This window comes from Aquimarina sp. AU58 (assembly GCF_900312745.1).
GTDB lineage: Bacteria > Bacteroidota > Bacteroidia > Flavobacteriales > Flavobacteriaceae > Aquimarina > Aquimarina spinulae.
Genome location: NZ_OMPD01000013.1, coordinates 134168 through 146854, shown reverse-complemented (window position 1 = coordinate 146854; position 12687 = coordinate 134168). Strand labels below are relative to the sequence as shown.

General features: G+C 33.2%; 9 protein-coding genes. 8 read left to right on the top strand and 1 reads right to left on the bottom strand.

What is annotated here, in order from left to right:
• The first annotated feature begins 81 nt into the window (after nt 1-81).
• The 3 genes from DK441_RS10960 (at nt 82) to DK441_RS10950 (ending at nt 5979) form a co-directional block, all read left to right on the top strand.
• Nucleotides 82-2187, top strand: coding sequence for a glycoside hydrolase family 97 protein (locus DK441_RS10960; protein ID WP_109098769.1), 2106 nt, complete (start codon nt 82-84; stop codon nt 2185-2187).
• Between the two features lie 15 nt (nt 2188-2202).
• Nucleotides 2203-4233 (top strand): hypothetical protein, encoded by a 2031-nt coding sequence (locus DK441_RS10955; protein WP_160112052.1) that lies wholly within the window; start codon nt 2203-2205, stop codon nt 4231-4233.
• 159 nt (nt 4234-4392) lie between these two features.
• On the top strand, nt 4393-5979 hold the full coding sequence (locus DK441_RS10950; protein ID WP_109098767.1) for a solute:sodium symporter family transporter: 1587 nt from the start codon (nt 4393-4395) through the stop codon (nt 5977-5979).
• A gap of 79 nt (nt 5980-6058) precedes the next feature.
• On the opposite strand, the gene DK441_RS10945 is transcribed toward DK441_RS10950, so the two are convergent.
• On the bottom strand, nt 6059-8950 hold the full coding sequence (locus DK441_RS10945) for a T9SS type A sorting domain-containing protein (RefSeq protein ID WP_109098766.1): 2892 nt from the start codon (nt 8948-8950) through the stop codon (nt 6059-6061).
• A gap of 689 nt (nt 8951-9639) precedes the next feature.
• On the opposite strand from DK441_RS10945, the gene DK441_RS10940 reads away from it, so the two are divergent.
• The 5 genes from DK441_RS10940 to DK441_RS10925 all read left to right on the top strand — a co-directional run bounded on the left by DK441_RS10940 (nt 9640) and on the right by DK441_RS10925 (nt 12463).
• A complete protein-coding gene (locus DK441_RS10940; protein WP_160112051.1) occupies nt 9640-9912 on the top strand; it encodes a hypothetical protein in 273 nt (90 codons plus the stop codon).
• Nucleotides 9913-10271: 359 nt separating this feature from the next.
• Nucleotides 10272-10844, top strand: a complete 573-nt coding sequence (locus tag DK441_RS10935; RefSeq protein ID WP_109098764.1) for a transposase — start codon at nt 10272-10274, stop codon at nt 10842-10844.
• Nucleotides 10845-10950: 106 nt separating this feature from the next.
• The gene (locus tag DK441_RS10930) at nt 10951-11454 is read left to right on the top strand and encodes a hypothetical protein (protein ID WP_160112050.1); all 504 of its coding nucleotides are present in this window, start codon (nt 10951-10953) and stop codon (nt 11452-11454) included.
• Nucleotides 11455-11610: 156 nt separating this feature from the next.
• Nucleotides 11611-11781, top strand: a complete 171-nt coding sequence (locus DK441_RS26545; protein WP_160112049.1) for a hypothetical protein — start codon at nt 11611-11613, stop codon at nt 11779-11781.
• 340 nt (nt 11782-12121) lie between these two features.
• A complete protein-coding gene (locus DK441_RS10925) occupies nt 12122-12463 on the top strand; it encodes a hypothetical protein (RefSeq protein ID WP_109098762.1) in 342 nt (113 codons plus the stop codon).
• The last annotated feature ends 224 nt before the right edge of the window (nt 12464-12687 follow it).

The window sequence follows — 12687 nt, the reverse complement described above, 5'->3', positions numbered from 1 at the left end:
TAACACCAGGTAAAAAAGGATGTTAGTGTTCTTTTATCGGTTTTGAGAAAAAATAGATTACAATTTAAACTATAGCTTATAATGTTAACAAGCGTAAAATACATTCTTATATTGATCATGGTATTTCTTTTTTCGTATTGCGATACAAGAAATGGATCTATAGTAGAATTAAAATCTCCGGACGCTAAAATAGTAGTACATTTTAGTGTTAACTCTAATGGAGAACCCTGGTATACAGTTCAGCATAAAACCGAAACTATTATAGACACTTCTTTTGTTGGATTTCAGTTTAAAAATAACCTTGCAATAAAAGAAAATCTAGAAATCATATCTATAGTAACCGATACAGTACATACAAACTGGAAACCGGTTTGGGGTCAACAAAAAAGTATTGAAAATAAGTATAACGAAACAATAATTACGCTAAAAGAAACCTTGGATCTTAAACGTAATTTCAAAATTATTTTTAGAATCTATGATGATGGCCTTGGTTTTCGATATCAATTTCCAAAACAAGAACATCTTGATGAACTGGTAATTACCAAAGAACAAACCCAATTCAAACTTACAGACGACGCCGATGCATGGTGGATTCCTGCAGATTATGATAGTTATGAACATATCTATAGTCACACCACTTTAAGTAAAATAGACGCGAGAGAGAATGATGGTTATGATGATACTAAGAACAATAGAATCCCTAATGTACACGCAGTTAATACGCCATTAACTATTAAAACAAAGGATGATATTTATTTATGTTTTAGCGAAGCTAATCTTACTGATTATTCTGATATGACATTAGCCATAAAGGAAAATCACGTATTACAATCAGAATTAGTTCCGTGGAGTAATGGAGATAAAGTGCGTATACAAACCCCTTTTGTTACACCGTGGAGAACGATCCAAATAGCAGAAGAGGCAAAAGAGTTGTTAACCAACACTCTTATTCTTAACCTTAATGAGCCTTCAAAAATAAAAGATGTTTCGTGGATTGAACCAATGAAATATTCGGGTATCTGGTGGGAAATGCATTTGGGAAAAAGCTCCTGGGCAAATAAAAATGAAGGAGGCTGGTCTGGCAATAGTTCATCACATGGAGCTACAACTATAAATGCAAAAAAATATATAGACTTTAATGCAAAACATGGTATAAAAGGACTATTAATAGAGGGCTGGAATACAGGATGGGAATATTGGGGAGTAAAGGGCGCTACAGGTTTTTTTGATTATGTAACTCCAAGCCCTGATTTTGATATAAAAGAAGTAGTTGCATATGCTAGAGAAAAAGGAGTTACGATTATAGGACATCATGAAACTTCTGGTGATGTTATTACCTACGAAAAAAGATTAGATAGTGCATTTGCTTTTTATAGCAGATTAGGAATTAATACAGTAAAAACGGGGTATGCAAATCATCTTGTTAATAATAAAGAGTTTCATCACGGTCAATATATGGTAAATCATTACCGAAAAGTTGTAGAAACAGCAGCAAAATATAAAATAACATTAGATGTTCATGAACCGATAAAACCTACGGGAATAAGAAGAACATACCCCAATATGATGACCCGAGAAGGTGTTAGAGGAATGGAATTTAACGCGTGGGGAGGCGGTAATTCTCCCGAACATACACTTATCATTCCTTTTACGCGAGGATTAGCAGGGCCTATTGATTATACACCAGGTATTTTTGATATAAAATTTGATAAGTATCGTACCGATCAATATGTAAGGACTACCCTGGCCAAACAACTGGCATTGTACATTATTTTGTACAGCCCATTGCAAATGGTAGCCGATCTTCCAGAAAATTATGTGGACAATTTAAAAGCATTTCAATTTATAAAAGATGTACCGGTAGATTGGGATAAGACTATAGTGCTTAATGGAGAAATTGAAAAATACCTTACCATAGCAAGAAAAGATAAAAACTTATCAAGCTGGTTTGTTGGTAGTATAACGAATCAAGAAAGCAGAGAATTAGAGCTGTCTTTTGAGTATTTGGATCACGACAAAAAATATATAGCAGAACTGTATCTGGATGGAGATAAAGCTCACTATCTAAATAATCCGACAGCTTTTAAAAATAAAACAATAGAAGTAAATCATACTACTTTATTAGATGTGTCCCTAGCTTCTGGAGGAGGCATGGCAATGCATATAAAAGAAGTAGCTAATTATTAATGTAAATTTTTTATCATGAAAATAGTAAAGTTTTTTTCGAGTATACATTGTATCCTTTTTATGATACTAGTGTTGAATTTATCGTGTGAGGATGACTTAGAAGAATTGCAAACCATAACATATGCTCAATGCGAAAATGATAATGTGGTTACAGACCTTAGCATTGTTACAGATTTTGAATGTCAATCGAACCAAACTTTACCTAATGTAGAGGCGATTAGAAATCCAAATGAAATAGGAATTAATAAGAGTAAGTTTGTTGGTAAGTATACCGATGGTACAGGACCCCAGGATGCTTTGGTAATAGATTTTGGTGAACCAATAGATTTATCTACTCATGCACTGTTTAAAATCAAAATTAAAACAGATATTTCTGCAGAAGCAAAAGTTAGGCTAGAAGGAGGTACTTCAGTACCGGTAGAAATAACAGTCTCTCTTGATGGTAATAATAAATGGATAGAGTATCAGTTTGATTTTAGTGATCAAAAAGACCAAAATCATACAAAGATTGTAATATTCTTTAATCAGGGTATAGAAAATGATGGCACAAAAGAAATTTATTTTTTAGATGATCTCTTTTTTGATGTGTCAGTTATCATTCCAGATCCTTGCGAAAATACTCAAAAGGATTCGAGCATATTAAATGATTTTGATTGTCAACAAAATGTATTTCTGGGAGACCCTACCATGGATACTACAGCTCCCGTTATAGCGAACCCAAGCAAAAGTGGAATCAACACGAGCCAATTTGTAGGAGAATATAAAGATAATGGAACCGAGCCTTTCGATAATTTATTTATCGACTTAGAATCTCCAATAGATTTATCTACCAATTCACAATTAAGTATAAAGATTCTTACCAAGAAGACAGGCCCATTAACGGTAAAACTTGATGGAGGGACACCTATTGAAATAACAAAAACGATAAGTACGATAGATCAATGGGTAGAATATACTTTTGATTTTAGAACAGCTGTTGGAGCAGGAAACACAAATGTACTGTTGTTTTTTAATGCAGGTATGACAGATGGTACAGCAGAAGATATTTATTATATAGATGATATTAGATTTAAAGAATTTGTAGACCCTTGTGCTGGTATCATTGCAGATTTAAGCATTGTAAGTGATTTTGAATGTCAACAAAATTTTCAATTAGGAGATAGCCCTGGATTTGTACCTGTAGTAGAAAACCCTAATAAAAGTGGTGTTAATACAAGTGAATCTGTAGGAGAATATACCGATGATGGGACCAATGCATGGGATAATCTGGCTATTGATTTTGGAGGGGCTATAGATTTATCGGTTAACTCACAGTTGAATATCAAAATACATTCGAGTAAAACTGTTCCTTTATTAGCAAAACTCGAAGGCGGTACAGCTGTAGAGATATGGGGAAATATTGATGTAGCGGGAGAATGGAAAAACTACACTTTTGATTTTAGTGCAGCGGCAGGTAATGGAAATACTAAAGTAGTCTTGTTTTTTAATGGCGGGCAATCAGATGGTACAGCTACCGACATCTACTATATCGATGATATAAAATTCACATCTAAGGATTGTAGTATAATTGTCGAAGACTGTGCAGGAGTAACTCCAGATCTTAGTATTATAAGTGATTTTGATTGTCAACAAAATTTTCAACTGGGAGACAGCCCTGGATTTGTACCCGTAGTTGCAAACCCTAATGTTAGCTGCTCCAATAGAAGCTCTAACGTCGGAGAATATACTGATGATGGAACCAATGCTTGGGATAATCTGGCTATTGATTTTGGAGGTGTAATAGATTTATCAGTGAATTCAAAATTGAGTATTAAAATACATTCGAGTAAAACCGTTCCTTTATTAGCAAAACTCGAAGGCGGTACAGCTGTAGAGATATGGGGAAATATTGATGTAGCGGGAGAATGGAAAAACTACACTTTTGATTTTAGTGCAGCGGCAGGTAATGGAAATACTAAAGTAGTCTTATTTTTTAATGGCGGGCAATCAGACGGTACAGCTACTGATACCTATCATATCGATGATCTAAAATTTGTAACTCCATAGCCCTATAAAATAAATCCTTAATTCAGTTATCCCATTTAAGCTGAATAGTTTGGAGTTATTCAATAAAGGGAGAGGATTTTTCCTCTCCCTTTTTAAATATACAATCCAACTTTGATGATGGGATTATGAAAAGCAAAATAAAAACAAAAACTTAAAAACATGGGAGTAACTATATTTATAGCTTTTACCGCTATTGTTGGCATTATTTCATATATGCTAACCAGAAATACTAATGAAAAATCATCTGATGGCTATTTTTTAGGAGGACGTAGTTTAACAGCATCAGTAATAGCGGGGTCTTTATTATTAACCAACCTATCCACAGAACAAATAGTAGGTTTAAACGGCGCTGCTTATAAAGAAGGAATTCTGGTTATGGTATGGGAGACACTAGCTGCTGTAGCTATGGTAGTCACTGCAATATTTTTATTACCCAGATACCTTAAAGGAGGAATAACTACAATACCCCAATTTTTACAAAGAAGATATGATAGAACAACCAAAGCGATTACGTCTGGACTATTTTTAACAGGATATGCGATTATCTTGTTACCAACAGTTTTATATTCGGGCGCATTAGCAATAAATACAATGTTTGATATTCCTGAGCTTATAGGAGTATCAGATACTACTGCTCTATGGATTACAGTATGGGCGATAGGAGGTATAGGTTCAATTTATGCGATTTTCGGAGGCTTAAAAGCAGTAGCCGTATCAGATACCATAAATGCTATTGGATTGTTAATAGGGGGAGTAATGATCCCTATATTTGGATTATACACTATAGGAGATGGGAGTTTATTAGGAGGGATTGATGTGTTGCTAGAATCTCATCCCGAAAAATTTAATGCTATAGGTTCTCCAGAAGCTTCGGTACCTTTTTCAACAATCTTTACTGGGATGATGCTGGTACAGTTGTTTTATTGGGGTACTAATCAGGCAATTATTCAAAGAGCATTAGGGGCAAAAAATTTAAAAGAAGGCCAAAAAGGTCTTTTACTAGGATCTTTTATTAAGATTTTAGGACCTGTTATTGTTGTATTACCAGGAATCATAGCATTTCATATGTTTAAAGGAGAACTTGTAAATCCTGATGAAGCATATCCTATGCTGGTAAGTAAAGTATTACCCGTATCTCTGGTAGGTTTTTTTGCTGCAGTATTGTTTGGGGCTATTTTAAGCTCATTTAACAGTGCTTTAAATAGCTCGGTCACTTTATTTGGGATAGACATTTACAAAGAGTATGTAAATAAGGAAGCAAGCGAAAAAGCGGTAGTTAAGGCAGGGAAGACCTTCGGGATACTTTTGGCATTAATATCAATGTGTATTGCTCCTCTTTTGGTGTATGCAACAAATGGATTGTTTGGATATTTACAAGAAGCAAATGGAATTTATAGTATCCCGATTTTAACTATTATTGTTGTGGGATATGTAACCAAGCGTGTTCCGGCTATTGCAGCAAAAATTGGAATTATTTCAGGGTCCTTATTATATATCATCAGTCAGTTTATACTAAAACCCTTTGTAGTTGGAGCAGAAAACTACCCACACTTTCTACATGTAATGGCAATATTATTTGTGCTAAATATTATAATCATGTTAATTATAGGTAGACTCTACCCCAGAAAAGAAGAGTATAAGCAAGAGTACACAAAACAAGTGGACATCACTCCCTGGAAATATGTAAAAGTAGCAGGAGGAATAATTTGCCTGCTCGTTATAGCTGTTTATGTGTATTTTTCTTGATTGACCAAGGTAGAGGAATATAAAAAGACCCCGATAACAAGATATAGTATCAGGGTCTTTTTTAATAATTAGATTTATGTTATTGTTTGATGATAAACTTTTTGGTTAATTTTTTGTCATTTGATATAACAGAAAAGAAATACATTCCATCTGGTAAGCCACTTAATTCTATTCTGTTTTCAGATACTTTTCCCTTTTTTACCATCTGACCGATATGATTAATGATTCTGTAATTCGAATCCTTGGTAGTATTCATTCGAATTATGATAAAGTCTTTTGCAGGAATAGGATGAATACTAATATCGGAGGTTTCTAAATTTGCTTTCGTACCAGCATTAACGTTATGTGTTGTAGCATCTCCTAAACAGAAATTTTTAATATCTTCAGAAGTAAATGATCCACCAGAAGCTAGCACTGCACCAGAAGTACTGTTGGTTAGTTCGTAAGAACCAATACCATAACTACAGCAAATCCCATCACCATAAGTATCTTTGAATACCAAATTATAACATCCTTCATCAAGAGTTTTGATTATATTAAGGGTAGATCCATCTATTTGAGAACCATAAGGTCCTCCCGAGTGTATTACCACGTTATTAGCATCTTTGATTTCCCATGTAGTTTCTTCGGGGTAGTTATCAAAGGTAATACGCAGTTTTACATCATTTGTAGGGGCTGAATTTGTAGGGGGAGATCCCGTAATAGTATAGTTATTATATTTCTTAAAAAATCCAGGATCTTCTATATGATATAGACCAAAAAGCATCGTAGAAAAATCTACACCTTGAATAGTTTCTGCTTTCCAATTAATATCCTCTTTACTGTATCTCCATAAAATTTCGGTTTGAGAGGCATTAGGCAATGTATAGATTCCTTTTCCCGATTTGTATAAATTAAGGATATCGTTTTTAATCTCATCATTTTGATCAACAGGTAAAAAACCGGCAATAATGTGAGGTGATACGATTTTAGTCCAATTGTCATTATCATTATTATAAATTTTGTCTGCATGATAGCCATTTTTTGCATTGGCGGCACCTGCTCCTGTCCCCCATTCAAAAGATGACCTGGTGATAGGGCTGTAATATTGATTTTCAGAAACGTATTTCCACCAGTTTTTGTCAGCATTTTTTGCATTTTTCATATAGTTAACATAAGAAGTATTAGATGCAAAGTCATGAATTAGGTAATATGAAAATTGAACTAAAAAACTAGAAACAAAATTGCCACTACTATCCGTAAGTGTTTCGTTGTTGATTACTTGGGTATTGGGAGCAGTGTAGGTTGCTGTTGCTCTGGGAAGCAAATATTGGCCGTTACCATCTGTATTATATGGGTTTTTATAAAACTTATCCCACAGCGCTATGCCCGATGTAGATCCCGATCGATGTATCAAATCGGCTACAATGATATACTCGTTATAAGGTAAAGTTGTTGTACCGGGAATACCTTTTCCTGCACTATCTAAATCTCTATATATGGTACCATTAGTTGGATTTTCTATAGCTTCATCCCAGGTAATAGAATTCCATAATTGATTCACAAGGGTTGTAATTCGGTCCTTTTGTTGTGTCGTAGCTCTGTTAGGAGCAGAAGGGTCTAAAAAATACTCCTTTGCAAATAGTGCTCCAGACATGAGGATAGCGGTATCTATAGAACTATATTCAGAGTTCCAGGCCCTTACCCCACTATTTAGGTCAAAAAAGTGTCTGGCAAAACCACTGGCATTTGTATCCAAATTAAATCCAGAAGTATGCCCTGTCATTGTTTCTAATGTTTTTATAACCAAATCAGGAGCATTAGACTCCCAGTTTTTTTCATTGGCGACACATAAGGCGATCAATCCCATACCTGTAGATGCAGTAGATCCCGGATGATAATCATTATTATTAGAAATCAACTTAGCATCCCGATACGCACCTTTATTGGTTCTAAGTAATTTGAATACTTCGTATGAATTCTGAGTTAATTGATCTATAGTACGAGCAGTATTTGTCGGATAGGTACGTTTTGTTCTAAAAAGGACATCATCAAAATAAAAGGAATTAGTATTAGAAGTATCGTTATGTCCAAAAAAGATTAATAGTTTATCATATGTAGTATTTTGAGGAATCGAGCTAAAATCAAAAGAATAGGTGGTCCATGTATTCGTATTACCTATAAAACCTCTTCGTTCAATAGATTCCTGGGTAACCGAGTTTTCTAATTTTACGGTAAACCTGGTATATTGATCGTTTCCGGGGTTTTGATTTTGTAGAATTTTGATTTGTAATTCATTGTGAGTACTATAATCAATAGTTCCGATAGTAGTTGAAACAAAAGAATACGCAGCACCGTTTTTTGTAAACAAACCACAAGTAGCACTTGTATTAAGTGTTTGTGAAGATTGTGGGTTATTAACGGTATTAAAAACTCCATTAATACTGTTCCAGGTTGTACCTCCAATTTCAAAAGTATCAACGATTTGAGTATTTGCCTGGTCGGCGGTATAAGCAACGATATCATCAAAGTAAAACTTCTCTCCACGATTAGAACCAGGATCAAAAAACAAGATGATTTTGTTTAATCCGGTGATAGAACTACCTTCACTAAAATCAAATTCGTACTCGACCCACTTGTTGATTTCTGTAATCATTGTGGTTTTCTCTATCGCGCCATTATTTCCTTCTAGTTTCATGGTAAATGATCTTAGCGAACTACTATAGATTTTAATTCTGATTTGATTAAAAGTAGTCAGGTCTATTCCTTGATTTATGGATGCAAAGAACAAGCTGTATGGATGAGAAGGTGATTTTGTATACGCGCCTATTTGTGATTGACTATTTTCAGGATTGCCTTCTAAGGCGTAAACACCATTAGAAGCAATCCATTGAAGTTGAGCAGTATTCGAATTAAAATCCTCATAAACTTTTTGTGCTTGTACACAATTTATAAATAGAACAAATAGTAGTAATTGTATAAATTTCGTCATACCTAATAATAGTTAAGTTAATACTAAATTCTTGGGCAAAAACTTCCTTGCTTTTTTTGTATTGATTAATTTTTGTATTGAATTAATAAAGGTGAAGTGTGGCTATTTACTTTACTATTTTAATACTCTCATAAAGTTAGATGATGTATCTGTACTAGTAACCTTCTTTTTTTGAGTGAAAACATGAAAATAATATAATGTTCTGAAAATCAAATATTTGCAAACATATGTTTATAAGGTAAATCCCTGTTTTTTAACATATTAATGTATATATGATGTATGAATTTATCTACTTATTGCTACTATATTGATGATTTTTTTACGGATTTAGTACCTAACAAGGCTGTTTTTTGATAATTCTAAAGTCAAAGAAATACAGGATAGACGGTATCCATACTAGGAGTAACGTTTATAAAACGGATACATATGTTTTAGACAAACCAAACTCATTACAAAAACACTTCCTTTTTTCGTTAAGATTGATTTTTAACATACGTTCTGATATCAAATGTAAAATAGAAAATGATGATCTCCAGAATTAAAAAATGAACTTACGGTTTTCCTCATATATTAAATACGGAAAAACCATAATTTCGCTTTTTATTATGATACCAATAGGGTAAAAAATATAATCAAAAAGCAGCGATTATCATTTTTCGAAATACAGTATGCGTTTTTAATCTATAGTTATGAATATCATGTTAAAGCAAATACAATTGATAGAGCGAATTGATCAGCTTATCCGTTTGCAAGCTACCGGATCTCCCATAGAACTGGCAGCAAAGTTAGGCATCTCTAAAACCAAATTATATCGTACGCTTTGTATCATGAAAGAATTGGATGCACCTGTAGAATTTGATACGCTCACCCAGAGTTTTGTGTACTCAGAACCGGTAGGATTTACTTTTGGATTTTATAAAAAAGGCCAAAAAACGAATAGTATTAACCCTTCTATGGGGTAATTAAAAGGGCGTAACCCATATCGGTAATGGGTCAAACTGGTGCTTTTCAAAAAAAGCATATTTTTAAGATTGATTATCAGTATTTCACAAAACAAACAAGCCTCTAATAAAGAGGCTTGTTTATGTTGTTTACACTACTTATAATTGCTTAGAACCTATGAAATAAGGGTTTTGTATTGCTACGTGGGGGTAATGGGTCAAACCCCCGCTCCCGCTAGCGTCTCGCTAGTGGCGTCAAAGCTTGGAGGCTAAGAATATATAAATGATAAGAACCAGTTGCAGTGATGTAGCTGGTTTTTTATTTGGATTAAGATATTCTAGTTTCATTTTTTGAAACTGTACTATTGTATTTTGGCAAAATGAGCAGGAATTATAAATTTTATAATAGATCAGGTTTATACTTTATAAGTTTTGCTACAGTGTATTGGATCGATGTATTTATACGAGAACAATATTTATCTGTTTTGTCAGAAAGTATTACATATTGCAGATCAGAAAAAGATATGGAGGTTTATGCGTATTGTTTTATGCCTAGTCATGTACATTTGGTATTTCGTTCTTCAAATGATGACCCTTCAGGATTGATTAGGGATTTTAAGGGATATACTTCAAAAAAGTTGTTAAAAGAAATAGAGAACAACCCTCAGGAAAGTAGAAAAGAATGGTTGTTATGGATGTTTGAGAAGGCTGGTAAAAAGAATGCTACTGTAAGCAGAATGCAATTTTGGCAGCAGCACAATAAACCCATAGAATTATGGAGTGATAAAGTGATTCAACAAAAAATAGATTATATTCACAATAATCCTGTTGAATTAGGTTTTGTAACCAATTCGGTAAATTGGAAATATAGTAGTGCTAGAAATTATCAGGATGACCATACAGTATTAGAGATTGATAGCGATGGATACCTATTTGGATTAACAAAACATTGATGCCACTAGCGAGACGCTAGCGGGAGCGGGGTAGAAATTAAATCATATAAAGGAAATTGGACATCAACAAATAGTCCTAGTTGGTGGGATAATCTAACAAAAAAGAATGATAAATAAAATCTTATTACTAATAGTGATTTTGATGCTCTTATCTAATTGTGAAAATAGTAAAAAATCAATTTCTACAAACCAAATAGAAATGTCTAATGATGTTAGTTTGATAGAACTAGCAATTGATAAAGGAGATACTAAATCTTATGATAAATTAAGGATAGAATATATGGATTCGCCTTATGAGAGTTTTTTAGATATTTCTACAAAAATGGCAAACAAGCATGATTATAAGTCTGCCTATATTGATGTATTTTATTGTTTAACAAATTATTATCAAAAGAAAGATGATGATTTACTTAAAAATCTAAACGATAGTTTGAAAACAAAAGCAATTAAGTATCTTAATCTAGCTGCAGAAAAGGGAGAAGTAAATGCTTTAGAAATTTTAAGTAAATTTTATTCAGATGGTATATATTTTGAGGAAAACAAAAATTTAGCTAAGGAATTATTGATGAAAAGAGACAGTATTTTATCAACTTACGATATTAAAAAATAAAATTAACCCAATAGCTTAAGATTAGGTGGGCAAGAGACCTGATCCCCCGAGCGGGGGAATATCTGAACAAATTCTAGAATCCCATCTTACTTTTTATGAAATAGTTACAGAAACCATAATAAGTCAAGAAAAAGAGGAAAATTAAATTATGGCCATATGGATTTTATTAATATAATTTTAGGTTTTTTATTTATAATATGTGGTATTCTTCTTTTAATTTATTATCAAAATTATGTAGAAAAAAGAGGAAGTTTTACTCCAAAGATTGTAGGTGTTGGAATAGCATTTATTATAGGAGGGATCATAATGATAATAAAAGAATTTTAATTTTTTAAAAAAGTAAAATGAAAAATATATTATTAGTATTATTTATTTCTGGTTGATCGATTAAAGCCCCGCTCATGCTAACGTCTCGCTAGTGACGTCAAAGCTTGGAGGCTAAGAATATATAAATGATAAGAACCAGTTACAGTGATGTAACTGGTTTTTTATTTGGATTAAAATATTCTAGTTTCATTTTTTGAAACTGTACTATTGTATTTTGGCAAAATGAGCAGGAATTATGAATTTCATAATAGATCCTGGCAGTGATGGATATCTATTTGAATTAACAAAACATTGATGCCACTAGCGACGCTAGGAAAATAAACAACTTGTTACTATAATTATGGACAAAAATTTAAGAGACTTTTTTTCTTATTTAAACCAATCCCTACCAAACAATATTGATTATAGAGAATTGTCAAATTTATGCTTAACTCTATTTTGTACTATTGATATTTTACCAGAAAAGTTTCAATCTTTAGAGCTGAATAAGGAAAATTTGGCAATACTATTTTCTAAAATTGCAAAAGAAAAAGAAATTCCTTCTTATCCACCTATCGCTTCACTTTATGGAGCTTCATTTCATAATAGTTATGATAAGGGACATTGGTTAGAAGTGATGGCTAGTGTTCTAAAGTTAGGTAATGAACCTGATATAAAAGAAGCTGAAAGATTACTAGGGTAGCAAACTAGTGCTTTTGAAAAAAAGCATTACAAGGTTTGTTACCAAAACCCCCAAGACAGGGCGAGACCCACTTATATAAGTGGGGGTAGGTACTTATATAAGTAGGTATGTTAGTAGTATATATGCTACAGGGGGTACTTATGGTAGTGGGTATAATGGCCTCTGATCCCGGTTAGGGGTACTTCGATTAGAGGGGTGGGGTACTTCAATCAGAAGCGGCACTT